Genomic DNA, 14,145 nt, shown 5'->3' with positions numbered 1-14,145 from the left:
GGATTACCTCACGTCGCCGGCTGCATCGCGCCCGACGCGATCTCGTCATTGGCCTGACCGGCGCGGGTGCCGGTCTGCCAGATCGCCGCCTTGCGCTCGATCCAGCGGATCGCGGCGTTGAAGGCTATCGCCATGAACAGCACGAGCAGCACGCCCGCGAACACGTGCGGACTGTCGAGGATCGTGCGGTAGCGCGAGATCAGATAGCCGATGCCGGCCGAGGAGATCAGCATCTCCGAGACGACGACGCCGACGATGACCAGCGCCCCGCCGACGCGCAGACCCGACAGCACCGTCGGGATCGCCGCGGGAATGATGACTCGGATCAGCCGTTGGCTGAGCGTCGCGCCCATGCTGCGTGCCGCGAGCAGGAGTTGAGGATCGATGGTCTGGATGCCGGCGGCAGTGGCCAGCATCGTCGGCAGGAAACCGTAGATCGAGGCGAACGCGATCTTGGATTCCGAGCCGATGCCAAGCCAGACCGTGAAGACGGGATAGAGGATCACCAGCGGCACCGCGTAGAGGCTCGACACCATCGGCATGATCAGCACGCGCGGTCGCGGCAAGCTGCCGACGATGGCACCGAGCAGGATGCCGCCGCCGCAGGCGAACGCCATGGAGATCACGACCTCGTAGAGCGTCACCGCCAGCGCATGACTGTATTCCGCAGCATCGGTCCATCCGGCAATCAGCGTCGACGATAGCGACGGCAGGAACAGCTCGGGAATGAGACCGGTTTGCGGCAACAGCTCCCACAGCGCGATCAGACCGATCACGATCAGATGCCGCAGCCTCTTCGCACTTATTATGGCGTTCATCTCCGCCTCACGCCGATTTGCGGATATGCCGCCAAATGCGGTCACGCAAGCTCCCGAAGGCGTCACCGCTCAGCATCTCGTAGGTGCGCGGCCGCGGCAGCTGGACCTGGAGATGATCGACGATGCGGCCGGGCCGCGCCGACATCACGATGACCTCGTCGGCGAGATAGACGGCCTCGGTGAGACTATGCGTGACGAAGACGACGGTCTTACCGGTGGCAGCCCAGATCCGCAGCAGCTCGTCGCCCATGGTCATGCGCGTTTGCTCGTCGAGGGCGGCGAACGGCTCGTCCATCAGCAGCACCGGCGGATCCTGCACCAGCCCGCGTGCGATCGAGACGCGCTGCTTCATACCGCCGGAGAGTTCGTGCGGATGTCGCTTGCCGAAGCCGTCGAGCCCGACCAGTTTGAGCGCATCCTGCGCCTTGGCCCGGCGCTCGGCCTTGGGCACGCCGCGCAGCGCCAGCGGAAACTCGACATTGTCTTCCGCCGTCAGCCACGGAAACAGGCTCGCCTCCTGGAACACCACGCCAACACGGTCAGGATCGGGCTGCGGAATCGGCGCGCCGCTGATGGTGATGGTGCCCGAGGTCTGCTGGCGCAGGCCCGCCATCATCATCAACAGGGTCGACTTGCCGCAGCCGCTCGGGCCGACCAGCACGACGAAGCGGCCGGGCTTGATCTCCAGCGAGACGTCATCCAGCGCGACGACGTCCTGCGACCGGGTCTTGAAGACCTGGCCGACATTCTTCACCTCGATCGCGCCGGCTCGCGCGGCGGGTTTCAACGGGGTCACGTTCGCCAATGGCTGCATCGCGTTTCCACCCATCTGACAAGTTCGTTGAAGGTCATGGCGATCGCGGCGACCATCACGACGCCGGCGAGGAGCTGCTTCATCTGGAAATTCTCGCCCCAGGTCGCAATCTGGTGACCGATGCCGTCACGCGAGGCATACATCTCAGCGAGGATCACGCCGGTGAGATTGAAGATCATAGAGATCCGCAACGCCTCCAGCAGCACCGGCAGCATGCTGGGCAGATAGACGCGGAACGCCGTCTGCCACCGCGTGGCGCCATAGGAGCGCGCCACCGTGAGATGTTCGACCTTGACCGACTCCACCGCTGTGGTGGTCGACATGATCACGATGAAGATCGTGGAGAAGAAGCCGAACCCGACCTTCTGGGCAAAGCCGACGCCGAACACCAGGATGAACATCGGCAGGAAGATCGACTTCGGGATGCTGAAGGCGAAGAACAGCAGCGGCTTGGCGACATCCGCGAAGTAGCGGTTCTCCGCGACCAGGAACCCGATCACCGCGCCGAACGGCACGGCCAGCGCGAACGCGGCCAGCACCTCGGTCGCCGTGACCACCAGATCCTTCCGCACGGCGGCGCGCTGCAGGAGATCGCCGAGAGTGACAAAGGTGTCGGACGCCGACGGCAGCAGGCGCGGATTGACGATGCCGGTGCGCGACAGCATTTCCCACAGCGCCAGGACCGCGATGATGATCGCGATCCGCGCCAGGTTGATGGCGAGCGTGCTTGGCATCGCTGCTACTTGGTCGGAACCGGCTTGAACTTGGTCGAGATCACATCTTCGACCGGCACGATGTCCTTCAGCCCGCCGAGCTTGGCGAGATCGAGCGAGAGCTGTACAGCCGCGTTGACGTTTGCCGCACCCATGTCGCCGCTGGTCTCGAGCTTCATGATGGTGTTGTCGTATTCGAGGCTCGCGATCTCCGCCGGCATCTCGTAGAGCTCCGCGATCAGCTTGACCGTAACGTCGCGGTTGGCGCGCATGAACGCGACCGCGCCGTAGAGCGCGTTCACGGCCTTCTGCACCAGCTGCGGCTTTGCATCGGCGAACTTGTCAAGCACGATCCAGCCCGCGGTGAGGTTCGGCGGAACGGCGGTCGCGTAATCGAGAATTGTCTTGGCTTCGCCGGACTTCGCGATTTGGAAGCTGAGCGGCGAATAGACCACGGCCGCCTCGACATTGCCGGCCAGCAGGTTCGGCACCAAGCCGCCACCGCCGACGGGCACGCGCGTAAAATCGATCTTCTTGTCCTGGATGGTCCAGAGCGCGAGCAGATCGGAGCCGGAACCGGCCGCGGTGATGGCGACCTTCTTGCCGTTGAGATCCTTGACGTCGAGCGTCGATTTGGTCGGGACCATCAACTGCCAGCCGAAATTGCCCATGGCGGCATTGGCCACAAGCCGCGACATCACGCCCTTCTTGCGTCCGGCGGAGACCAGAGACGGCGGATCGAGGATGATGTCGGCCGCACCCGCAGCCATGCCCTCGAACGTCTCGGCGCCGCTGCGATAGATCGTCAGCTCGGCCTGGATGCCTTCCTTCTCGAACAGCTTCTGCCGCACGGCCGTCTCGGCGATCGTCGTCGGCCAGTAGGTCTTCGTGGGCAGGCCGACGCGAATGGTGTCGGCGGCGCTCGCTGGACCCGCCAGAATCGTGGCAGCAACGAACGACATGAGCGCATGACGGCGATTGATCTTCATTGTTTCCTCCCGGTCTGTCTTTTTTTTATGTGTCGAATTTCTAGGGATCGTCAGGTCGCGCGGCTCACCTCCGCAATGCGCGAGGCGGCGAGCTCGACGAACTCTTTGGTGATGCCGAAGTGCTTTGACAATGCGCGAACTGCCGCATCCGCATCGCGTTTGATCACGGCGGCGACGATCGCCTTGTGTTCAGCCTCGACGTTGCGCGGCTTGCCACCGACCTCCCGGCGGATCGAGAGGCGGCGATAGCGCTCGCTCTGCTCGTGCAGCACGTCGCGGAAGCCGAGCAGCCATGGCGAGCCGCACGCATTGACCAGCGCGCGATGGAAGATGCGGTGACGGATCACCCATTCCTCATAGTGCACGGTGGGATCGTCGGGATAACGGTAGGGAACGGCCTTCAGATCCGCCCAGGCCGATTTCACCGAGGCGAGCCAGGTATCATCACCCCGCTCGATCGAGCGGCGGAGCGCAAGTCCCTCGATGTCGATCCGAGTCTGCGTGACGTCAGCGAGATCGGCCAGCGACACCGGACTGACGCGAAAGCCGCGCTGGTCGGAGGCCTGCACGAGCCCGTCGGCGACCAGCCGCGACAGCGCCTCGCGTACGGCGGCAAGGCTCACCGAAAACTGCTTTGCGATGCCCGCGATATGCAGCTTCTGCCCCGGCAACAGCCGCGTCGCCAGGATATCCGCGCGCAGGCGCTCATGCAGCGCCGATGTCAGGCTGCGCGGACCATCTCCGGGGCTTCCGGACAATTGGAATTGAAGCGGACCCATCACCGGATGATTGCAAGGCAGCGGGCGGGGGTCAATAGAAAATCGAAAATCGATTTTTTCTGGCTTAGGTTGCGGGATGCCTCTCTCGGCGTCCTAGGAATGCGCAGGCCCGGACGGCGGCACGTCGAGGCGAACGGCAACGCCATCCAAATTCGGGCTTGGCGCCGGATAGAGCTTCATCACCAGCGGATCGTGGCCGGGTACAACGTGATCCGCATCTGGCGCCGCAGCTCGCAACTTGTCAAAACCCACCAGCATGTCGCCGACATGGAACGCCGTCGTAAACGGACGCTCGCTGGTCATGTTCTCGTAGAAATGACTGACGTCGGAAGCGAGGACGACAGGACCGCGACGCGTGTTGACGCGGACGAATTGAAGCCCGGCGGAGTGCCCACCGGCCGCGTGGACCGTCAGCCCGGGCGCGATCTCGGCGTCGCCGTCGTAGAACAGGACCCGCCGCGCGTAGTTCAACCGCACGATTCCGCAGACATCCTCGACCTCGAAGGAATGCGACAGCCTGGGATATTGCATGTAGCGCCCGGTGGCGTAGGCGAGCTCGCGCTCCTGGAGATGAAACCGCGCATTCGGAAACCGGTCGAAATTGCCGGCGTGGTCGTAGTGCAGATGCGTAAGGATCACATCCTTGACGTCGGCGACGTCGATATCGAACGCGCGCAGCGTCTCCACCGGGCAGCGCAGGAATGTTCTCCTGCGCTGTTTTGCGATTTCGGCGTTGAACCCGGTGTCGATTACGAAGGTACAGCCACCTCCCTTCGCCAACCACATGAAATAGTCCATCGGCATCGGACCATCATGCGGGTCGCCGCCGATGAAGTGCTCACTCCGCTGCGCGTCACGCGTTGCGTAGCGAATGGCAAAGAGCTCGTATTCCGTGGCGGCCATGGGACTAGCGCTCAGGAGCCCGCCGAATCGACCTCGTTAAATGCCTCGCGCGCGTTGCGGAAGGCATCGATGCCGGCGGGCACGCCGCAATAGACGGCGACTTGAAGCAGGATCTCCTTGATCTCCTCCTTGGTCAGCCCATTCTTCAGCGCGCCTTTTACGTGCAGCTTCAGCTCGTGCGGGCGGTTCAGCGCACCGAGCATGGCAAGATTGACGATCGAGCGCGTGCGACGATCGACACCGGGTCGCGTCCACAAAGCGCCCCAGCAGAATTCCGTCGACCATTCCGCCATGGTGCGCGTGAACTCATCAGCGCCCGCAATCGACTTGTTGACATAGTCCTCGCCGAGCACTTCTTTGCGAACCTTGAGGCCCTTTTCGAACAGTTCGGTCTTGCTCATGATCGTCCCTTTCAGGTCTTGAGAGAGTTGAAGTTGATTAACGCAACGGCGGTCGCAGCAATCGCAGGAGATTGCCGACGTCGTCCGCCGCATCGAGCCGCCAGACCGCGTCGATGACGCGATCCGCATCCCAGTCGCTTCGCCCGGTTCGCACGCCTTCGCGCAGCTTCTCTTCGATGTCGCGGTCCGACAGCGGCGCAGCCTGGCTGCCGCGCGGCGACGTCACGGTCTCTGTGAGCACCTCACCGGACAGCAGGCGCAAGGTGACGCGCGTGGCGCCGTCCGGCATCCGGGCGTCGAGCTCTGGCCTCACCTTCTGCCGCAGGTGCACGATATCGGGCCGAACCACGGTCTCGTGCGCGAACTCGGTCACGCCGGCCGTGCCAAGCAACAGCCCGCACGCCACGCAATGATGGATGCTGACGCGCGCATCGCGCTCGTTGTGCACAGGGCGATCGCCGCGCGCGAGCAGCAGCGCCGAGCCCTGCACGGTCACCGACTCGACCTGATCGACCTTGCGGCCGATCCGTTCGCGCAGCAGCAGGCAGGCATCGATCACCGAATGGAACACGATACCCGCCGGATACGGCTTGTAAGTATTCTTTGCGATCTCCCAGGTCTTACCGAGACCTTCGAGCAAGCGAGGGAGATCGGGCTCGTCGCCCATGGTGCGCGCCCAGCCGAGCGGCCCCTCGATGGCGCGCGGCGCTGCCTCATAACCCTGCTGCGCAAGCAGCGCCGCGAACAGTCCGTTGCGAGCCGAATTACCAACGCTGACATTCTTGGCCGCGCTCGGCAGGTTCTCGACATTGCCGGCCGACTGGCTCGCGGCCACTCCGATCGCGTTCGCAATGCCTTCCGCAGGCAAACCCAGGAGCCTCGCGCACGCCGCGGCTGAACCAAAAATCCCGCAGGTGGAGGTGATGTGCCAGCCGCGCGCATAATGGCGCGGCGAGACCGAATTGCCAATGCGGCACTCCACGTCCACGCCAAGGATGAAAGCCGCCAGCACCTCGCGCCCCGACAGTTTTCGCGTTTCCGCAAGCGCGAATATGGCAGCAGCGACCGGCGCAGCCGGATGAATGATCGTCTCGGGATGGGTGTCGTCGAAGTCGAGCAGATTGGCCGAGATGGCATTGAGAAATGACGCGCACAGCGCGTCCATCGGCTTGGAGTGACCGATCACCGTCGATGTCGCGGCACCACTGAACGGTGCCAGGGTGCGCATCGCGGCGGTGACGACGGGATCGCGAGCCGAGCCGAGCGCCGTCGCAAAAAAATTGAGGATCGATCGCCGCGCTTCATGGCTCTGCGCCTGCACGACCCCCCACGATGACGCCGCGACGACATCGGCCAGCGTCCTGCTCACACTCGGAATTGAATCTTGCGGCACGCGGGGCGTCTTCCTCGTTTTCCCGGACCATATGACGATCCGCGGCAAACTGTCGACCCCAAATGTTATGCTTGACAGCTTGTCTGACAATCATAACAATCCGACCCGTTGGCGCGCAGTCCCGCGGCCACCGACGGCGGCGGCCGACAAGGCCGGCCGGCGATAACTATTGACCAACGAGATCAAGAAGGCGCGCCCGTCACGGGATCGCGCGACAGGGAGTGGACGATGGCGGGAGAGATCCTCGGCGTAATCGGCACGGGCCGCATGGGCGGCCCCATGGCAGGGCGATTGATCGACGCGGGCTATTCGCTCGTCATCTATGATACGCAGGCCGAGGCGGTAGAGCCCCTCGTCAAGCGCGGCGCGCTACTCGCAAAATCACCGGCCGACGTCGCCTCCCGCGCCGACATCGTGCTTGCCAGCCTGCCCACCCCCGACATCGTCAAGGCCGTGACGCTCGGACACGAAGGCATCAGCAGCGGCAACCGCGCCAAGATCGTGATTGATCTGTCAACGTCGGGTCCCGGCACGGCGAAGTTCGTCGCGGAGGGCCTGAAAGCAAAGGGCATGACTCTGGTCGACGCCCCCGTGAGCGGTGGCATCAAGGGCGCCGTCAACGGTACGCTGGCCGTAATGGTGTCCTGTCCACAGGCAACCTACGAGATCATCCAGCCGATCCTGAAGAACTTCGGCAAGCTGTTCTACACCGGCGACAAGCCCGGCGTGGCGCAGACCGCCAAGCTCGCCAACAATCTGATGGCGGCCGCGGCGTTGGTCATTACCTCCGAAGCGGTCGCGATGGGCGTCAAGGGCGGCGTCAACGCAAAGGTGCTGATCGACATCATCAACGCCAGCAGCGGCCGCAACAGCGCCTCCGAGGACAAATTCCCGCGGGCGGTGCTGCCCGGCACATTCGATTTCGGCTTCACCACCGGCCTCTCCTACAAGGATGTCCGGCTGTGCGTGGACGAGGCCGAGGCGATGGGCGTACCGATGGTCTGCGGCGCGGTGGTGCGGCAGATGCTCGCGATCACCAATGCCAAATACGGCGCCTCGTCCGACTTTACCTCGATCGCCAAGGTGCTCGAGGAGTGGGCCGGCGTGGAGATGCGCGGCTGATCGCACAAGTCTCGAGGGAGAGCAATTGCGATGACGATCGGCCCGACCGGATCAGGCAAGGTCTCGCTCGCGCGCCAGATGGCGCGGAGCGTGCTCGCGCTCGATTTCGGTGATTTCGAGCCGGAGGTCGTCGCCAAGGCAAAGCTCTGCCTGCTCGACTTCCTGTCCTGTGCGTTCGAGGCCGGCCAGCATCCTTGGAGCAGGCAGGCCGTTGCGATCGCGCAGGCCGGCGGCAGCGCCACGATCATCGGGACCTCGCAGCTCTCCTCACCCGCCGACGCCGCCTTTGCCAATGCCGTGATGGGGCACGGCCTCGTCCGTGAAGACATGCACGCGGCCAGCATCGCGCACCACGGTGTGGTGATCTGGCCGACGCTGCTTGCGCTGTCGGAACAGGCGCCGCTGCACGGCGCCAAGCTGCTCGCTTCCGCCATTATCGGCTATGAGACCGGCGCGCGGATCGGCCGCGCGCTGTTGACTTCTGATTTGGCGCGTCTTTATCGTCCGACCGGGCTGGTTGCACCTCCAGGCGCGGCACTCGCCGGAAGCTTTGCGCTCGGCCTGTCCGAAGACCAGGCAACCAGCGCCATCGCATTCGCCGCCAACACATCCAGCGGTCTGAACGAATGGCCGCATGCCGGCGGTTCCGACATGTACTTCCATCCGGGCTTTGCCGCTGGCAATGCGATCAAGGCGATCGGCCTTGCCGCGGCCGGCGCATTCGGCTCGGAAACAATCCTCGAAGGCGAAGCCGGCCTGTTCGCCGCCTATCGCCGCCAGTCCGCGCCCGACAGCATCACGCTCTTCCCGGATGGGGAGTGCGAGATCATGGCCGTCTACAACAAGCCGGTCCCCGCCTGCAATTTCGCACAGACTGCCGCTCAGGCCGCGCTCCGCGTCTCGGACGAGCTCGCCAATGCCGCTGAGATCGACCGCGTTTTCATTCGCGCGCCAGATGCCGCCGTTCGCTATCCCGGCTGCGACTCCATGGGGCCCTATCGCAACGCGCTCCAGGCCAAGATGAGCATTCCTTTCAGCGTCGCGGCGACGCTGGCGCGGGGCGAGATCGAGGAAGATAATTACGCCGAACTCGATGATGCCGACATCATCCGCCTCGTCTCGGTCACCGACCTCCAGGCCGATGCCGGCTTCACCGCGGCCTTCCCCAGCAAGCAAGGCGCAGATGTGACCGTGCATCTGAGCAATGGCCGGATGATCCATCACACCCTGCCCGACGTCATCGCCGCAACGCCATCAGATATTCGGGCGCGGTTTCGCGCTGCCGCTGGCCGCGCGCTCGGTGAGGATCGCGCTCATCGGCTCGAACAATTGATCGACGGCTGCGAACGGCTCGGCGATGCCGGCGCCATCGCAGCACAGTGCCGTCTGGAGACGACGGAACGGGTTTTACGATCGGCATCATAAGAAATGCCGGAGAGTACGGGGGAAACATGGTCGGTTTGGAGACCAGCTTAGGTTCGTCAGTTGCGCGGAGACCGGGCTGATGGAAGGATTCTTTCAAGCGCTCGCCGCGGGCCTGCTGATCGGCGCCGTCTACGGCCTGATGTGCGTCGGGCTCGGCCTGATCTTCGGCGTCATGCGTGTCATCAACTTCGCCCACGGCGATTTCATGATGCTAGGCATGTACACCGCCTTCTATCTCTTCACCGCCGCCGGCGTGCAGGCAACATTCGGCAATACGGTCGGGCCGTTCGTTGCGATCATCCTGGCCGGACCCGTGCTCGCCGTATTCGGCTATTTCGTCCACCGGACGCTGATCTCGCACGTATCGGGCACACGCACCGCCTCGCTTGAGGGCGAAGGCCACTACGCCCAGCTCATTCTCACGCTCGGCATCGCACTGATCCTGCAGAATGGCGGCTTGATCGTGTTCGGCTCGGTGCTGGCCTCGATCCGCACGCCGCTGTCGAGCTCGGCCTGGGAGCTCGGGCCCTTCTTCGACATGAGCATCTTCCTCAACAAGGCCCGCAGCATCGATATGGTGGTCTCGTTGGCGATGATGATCCTGCTCTCGCTCTTGATCACGCGGACGCGGATCGGCAAGTCGCTGCGCGCCGCCGCCGACAATCCGACCGCCGCGACCTATATGGGCATCGACGTCGACCGCGCGCACCGCACCGCCTTTGCGCTCGGCTGCGGCATCACCGCGATCGCCGGCGGCTTGCTCGCCACCAATTATCCGTTCCATCCCTTCGTCGGCCTCGAATACGTCATCGTGATGTATGCCGGCGTCGTGCTCGGCGGCATGGGCAGCATCATCGGCGCCTTCTGGGGCGGCATGACGATCGGCCTCGTTCAACAGATGTCGACGCTGATCCTGCCGACGCAGTTGCAGAACGCCGCGATCTTCGCCGTGTTCCTCCTCATCATCTTCTTCCGCCCGCAAGGTTTCTTCGGCCGCATGGTCGAGAGGACGTGACCATGTTCCGGATGCGCTCCTTTCTGCCGCCCCTGCTCTTCACGCTCGCTTATGCCGGGATCTCGCTCGGCGTCACCAACTCCTACTACCAGCTGATCCTGACGCTGGTGCCGGTGTGGGCGGTGTTCGGCCTGTCCTGGAATCTGCTCAGCGGCTACACCGGGCTGATCTCGTTCGGCCACGCCGCCTTCTTCGGGATCGGCGCCTATGCGACCGCGCTCGGGCAGATCTATTTCAACATCTCGCCCTGGCTGCTGATCCCGGTTGCCGCCATGCTCGGCGGCATCGCCGGGCTCCTGATCGGCTTTCCAACCTTCCGCCTGCAAGGCCACTACTTTGCGCTGGCGATGCTCGCCTACCCGCTCGCCATTCTCTACGTGTTCGAGTGGCTCGGCTTCCAGGAGGTGACGCTTCCGATCAAGCGCGACGCGCCGATCGCCTTCATGCAGTTCACCGATCCCCACCTCTACACGCTGCTGGGGCTCGCACTCATGCTGGCCACAATCGTGCTGACGCAGGTGATCGAGCGTTCGCGCTTCGGCATGGCGCTGCTCGCCATCAAGCAGAACGAGGCTGCGGCTGAAGCGGCCGGCATCAACACGCTGGCGTGGAAGCTGCGCGCGATCGTCCTTAGCGGCGCGATCGCCGCCGCCATCGGCGGGTTCTACGCCCAGATCCTGCTGGTCGTGACTCCGGCATCGGTGTTCGGCATGCTGGTGTCCGCACAGGCGCTGACGGTTGCGATGTTCGGTGGCGTCGGCACGGTCTGGGGTCCCGTGATCGGCTCGGTGATCCTGATCCCGCTCGCCGAGATTTTGCATGCCGAGGCCGGTGCGCGGATCCCCGGAATTCAGGGCGTCATCTTCGGCATCGCCATCGTCTGCGTCATCCTGCTGGCGCCCGAGGGCCTGTTCTGGAAATTGCGCGATGTCCTGCGCAAGCGAACCGTGACCAAGGCGATCGTTGGCGACACGCCAGAAGCAACCGTCGCCAACATCGCGACGCTGAAGCCCGCCGCGCGGCAGCGTGCGGCTACCGGCGAGGTCGTCCTTGAGGTCCGCAATCTCTCGCGCTCCTTCGGCGGTCTTAAGGCCGTGCAGGATGTCAGCTTCAAGCTGTATCAGAACGAGATCCTCGGCATCATCGGCCCCAATGGCGCCGGCAAGACCACGCTGTTCAACCTCCTCAACGGCTTCCTGAAGCCGGGCCAGGGCGAAGTCCTGATCGACGGACGCAACATGTCCGGCCAGCGGCCGCACAAGATCTGCGAGGCCGGCATCGGTCGTACATTCCAGGTGATGCGGCCGTTCCTGCGCATGTCGATCCTCGACAACGTCGTGGTCGGCGCCTATGTGCGCGCCCGCACTGACGACCAGGCGCGCCAGTTCGCTGCCGACGCAGTCGCCCGCGTCGGACTATCCGCAGTCGCGGATCGCGTCGCCGGCGAGCTTTCGACCAAGGAACTGCGGCTGATGGAGCTTGCCCGCGCGATCGCCGGCCAGCCGCGCATCCTGCTGCTCGACGAGACGCTCGCGGGCCTCGGCCATGGCGAGGCCGACGAGGTCGTTGCCGTGATCCAGCAGCTCGCACGCGACGGCATGACCATCGCGATCATCGAGCACACCATGCAGGCGATGGTACGCCTCGTCGACCGCTTCCTCGTGCTCGACCACGGTGCCGTCATCACCGAAGGCCTGCCGGAAGCTGTGACGCGCGACAACCGCGTGATCGAGGCCTATCTCGGCAAGAAATGGGCGGCCCATGCTGCGAATTGAAGGATTGAGCGCGGGCTATTCCGCAAAACCCGTCCTGAACGACGTCTCGATCAATGTCGGCGCAGGCCAGTTCGTCGCGATCGTCGGTCCCAACGGGGCCGGCAAGACCACGCTGTTCAAGACGATCTCCGGCATCGTGAAGCCGAGCGGCGGAAAAATCACCTTCGACGGCGTCGACCTGCTCGCAGTGCCACCGCCGCAGCGTGCCCATCTTGGCATCGCCCATGTCCCCGAGGGACGCCAGGTATTCCCATCACTGACGGTGATGGAAAATCTGGAAATGGGCGCGATGACCGAGAGCGGCCGGCGCGACTGGCAAGCCAACATCGAGCGTATTTTCGAATGGTTGCCGGTGCTGAAGGAACGCCGCGATCAGTTCGCCGGCACGATGTCCGGCGGCCAACAGCAGATGCTCGCGATCGGCCGTGGGCTGGCCTCCTCGCCAAAGCTGCTGATGCTGGACGAGCCGTCGATGGGGCTCGCGCCGTCGACCGCAGACTTCATCTTCGAACGACTGATCGAGATCCGCCGCCATTCCGGTCTGACCATGCTGCTGGTCGAGCAGCGCGTCGCGGAAGCACTGGAATCGGCCGATCATGGCTACGTCCTCGAAGCCGGACATGTCGTGCTCGAAGGCAACAACGACACGCTGCGCGCCGACGACCGCGTCCGCAAAGCCTATCTCGGGATGTGACCAACATAGAAACAAAGACCAGGGAGAAAACGCAATGAACAAGACAACAAAGGGTCTCTCGCGCCGGACCGTTTTGTCCGGCGCCGCCGCCGTCAGCCTTGCCGGTGTGGCACGCGCGCAGACACCGGCCGAGGTCAAGGTCGGACTGATCGTGCCGCTATCGGGCATCTACACCCGCCCCGGCCAGGTCATGAAAATGGGCGCTGAAATGGGCATCGAGCACATCAACGCGCAGGGAGGCATCAAGGCGCTCGGCGGCGCCAAGCTGAAGCTGGTCGTGATCGACTGCGGCGACACCACCGAGAAAGCCAAGAACGCGGCGCAGCGCATGGTCGCGCAGGAGCCGGATCTGGTCGCGGCCACCGGCTCTTATCTCTCGTCCTTTACACTCGCCGTCACTGAGGTGACCGAGCGCGCCGAATTGCCGATGCTGACGCTGTCCTATTCAGACCTGCTCACCGACCGCGGCTTCAAGTATATCTTCCAGACTGCCGCAACCGCGAGCCGCCAGTCCGAGCTCGGCCTGCCGACCCTGATGAAGCTCGCCGAGAAGGCATCAGGCAAGCGGCCAAAGACCGTCGCGATGCTGATGGACAACACCGCAACCTCGGTCGCTACCGCCAAAGCTTTGAAGGAAAAACTGTTCGCGCAGGAGGGCCTCCAGCTCGTCGTCGAGGAAGTCTGGACCCCGCCGCTGTCGGATGCGACGCCGCTGATCCAAAAGGTCCGCTCGGCCAAGCCCGACCTGCTGCTGTTCATGCCGAACGCGATCTCGGACGCGAAGCTCGGGCTGGAGAAGATCAGCGAGTTTGGCCTCGGCCAGGGCAAGATCCCGACCGTGTCTTTCAGCATCACCATTGCCGAGCCCGACATGCTCCAGAGCGTGAGCCCCGAGATCGTGCAGGGCATCATGACCATCGTCGCGAGCTGGGGCGCGAAGGGGCACGAAGCCCTGATCGCCGAACTCAAGGCCAAGTACAAGGAGCCCTGGGCGACGCAGAACGTCATCTCGACCTATGGCGACATGTGGGTGATGAAGGAAGCGCTGGAGAAGGCCGGCAAGGCCGACCGCAATGCGGTCGCGCAGGCCTTGCGCACGCTGGATGCCGGCGATTCCAAATATTATCCGGGCGGTCAGCTCAAATTCGACGAGAAGGGCCGCCGCGTCGGCGCCGGCGTCGTCATCGTGCAATGGCAGTCGGGCGTGCCTGTCACCGTCTACCCGCCCGAGCTCGCGCAGGCAGAGCCGTTCTGGCCGAAGAAGCCTTAAGCGCCGCGCGCTTTTTTCAGGGAGGAGAATTGTC

General features: G+C 64.1%; 14 protein-coding genes. 6 read left to right on the top strand and 8 right to left on the bottom strand.

Annotated elements, in window-relative coordinates; genetic code table 11:
- Window positions 1-8 precede the first annotated feature (8 nt).
- The 8 genes from AB7532_RS13260 to AB7532_RS13225 all read right to left on the bottom strand — a co-directional run bounded on the left by AB7532_RS13260 (window position 9) and on the right by AB7532_RS13225 (window position 6,786).
- Window positions 9-818, bottom strand: a complete 810-nt coding sequence (locus tag AB7532_RS13260) for an ABC transporter permease (RefSeq protein ID WP_441235228.1) — start codon at window positions 816-818, stop codon at window positions 9-11.
- A gap of 7 nt (window positions 819-825) precedes the next feature.
- Complete coding sequence (locus AB7532_RS13255; RefSeq protein ID WP_441235227.1) at window positions 826-1,632, bottom strand: ABC transporter ATP-binding protein; 807 nt, start codon at window positions 1,630-1,632, stop codon at window positions 826-828.
- The gene (locus AB7532_RS13250; RefSeq protein WP_441235226.1) at window positions 1,611-2,366 is read right to left on the bottom strand and encodes an ABC transporter permease; all 756 of its coding nucleotides are present in this window, start codon (window positions 2,364-2,366) and stop codon (window positions 1,611-1,613) included. The genes AB7532_RS13255 and AB7532_RS13250 overlap by 22 nt, the downstream gene beginning before the upstream one ends.
- A gap of 5 nt (window positions 2,367-2,371) precedes the next feature.
- On the bottom strand, window positions 2,372-3,334 hold the full coding sequence (locus AB7532_RS13245; RefSeq protein WP_441235225.1) for an ABC transporter substrate-binding protein: 963 nt from the start codon (window positions 3,332-3,334) through the stop codon (window positions 2,372-2,374).
- Between the two features lie 50 nt (window positions 3,335-3,384).
- Entirely contained in the window at window positions 3,385-4,113 is a 729-nt protein-coding gene (locus tag AB7532_RS13240) for a GntR family transcriptional regulator (RefSeq protein WP_441239262.1), read from the bottom strand.
- 93 nt (window positions 4,114-4,206) lie between these two features.
- Window positions 4,207-5,016, bottom strand: coding sequence for an N-acyl homoserine lactonase family protein (locus AB7532_RS13235; protein ID WP_441235224.1), 810 nt, complete (start codon window positions 5,014-5,016; stop codon window positions 4,207-4,209).
- 11 nt (window positions 5,017-5,027) lie between these two features.
- Window positions 5,028-5,417: a carboxymuconolactone decarboxylase family protein gene (locus AB7532_RS13230; RefSeq protein WP_235543920.1), complete on the bottom strand. Its 390-nt coding sequence runs from the start codon at window positions 5,415-5,417 to the stop codon at window positions 5,028-5,030.
- A 37-nt stretch (window positions 5,418-5,454) separates the two neighbouring features.
- Window positions 5,455-6,786, bottom strand: a complete 1,332-nt coding sequence (locus AB7532_RS13225; RefSeq protein ID WP_441235223.1) for an MmgE/PrpD family protein — start codon at window positions 6,784-6,786, stop codon at window positions 5,455-5,457.
- Window positions 6,787-6,978: 192 nt separating this feature from the next.
- Between AB7532_RS13225 and AB7532_RS13220 the strand changes: the two genes are divergently transcribed.
- From AB7532_RS13220 to AB7532_RS13195, 6 genes are all read left to right on the top strand, one after another.
- Window positions 6,979-7,932 carry an NAD(P)-dependent oxidoreductase gene (locus AB7532_RS13220; RefSeq protein WP_441239261.1) on the top strand — a complete coding sequence of 318 codons (954 nt, stop codon included), beginning with the start codon at window positions 6,979-6,981 and terminating at the stop codon, window positions 7,930-7,932.
- A gap of 30 nt (window positions 7,933-7,962) precedes the next feature.
- Window positions 7,963-9,357 carry an MmgE/PrpD family protein gene (locus tag AB7532_RS13215; RefSeq protein ID WP_441235222.1) on the top strand — a complete coding sequence of 465 codons (1,395 nt, stop codon included), beginning with the start codon at window positions 7,963-7,965 and terminating at the stop codon, window positions 9,355-9,357.
- A 79-nt stretch (window positions 9,358-9,436) separates the two neighbouring features.
- The gene (locus AB7532_RS13210) at window positions 9,437-10,372 is read left to right on the top strand and encodes a branched-chain amino acid ABC transporter permease (protein ID WP_441235221.1); all 936 of its coding nucleotides are present in this window, start codon (window positions 9,437-9,439) and stop codon (window positions 10,370-10,372) included.
- 2 nt (window positions 10,373-10,374) lie between these two features.
- A complete protein-coding gene (locus AB7532_RS13205; protein WP_441235220.1) occupies window positions 10,375-12,147 on the top strand; it encodes a branched-chain amino acid ABC transporter ATP-binding protein/permease in 1,773 nt (590 codons plus the stop codon).
- A complete protein-coding gene (locus AB7532_RS13200) occupies window positions 12,134-12,841 on the top strand; it encodes an ABC transporter ATP-binding protein (RefSeq protein WP_441235219.1) in 708 nt (235 codons plus the stop codon). The genes AB7532_RS13205 and AB7532_RS13200 overlap by 14 nt, the downstream gene beginning before the upstream one ends.
- Window positions 12,842-12,875: 34 nt before the next feature.
- Window positions 12,876-14,111 (top strand): ABC transporter substrate-binding protein, encoded by a 1,236-nt coding sequence (locus tag AB7532_RS13195; RefSeq protein WP_441235218.1) that lies wholly within the window; start codon window positions 12,876-12,878, stop codon window positions 14,109-14,111.
- The last annotated feature ends 34 nt before the right edge of the window (window positions 14,112-14,145 follow it).

It is taken from the genome of Bradyrhizobium sp. 930_D9_N1_4 (assembly GCF_052076015.1).
Taxonomy (GTDB): Bacteria; Pseudomonadota; Alphaproteobacteria; order Rhizobiales; family Xanthobacteraceae; genus Bradyrhizobium.
This window is presented reverse-complemented; position numbering and strand designations above follow the sequence as displayed.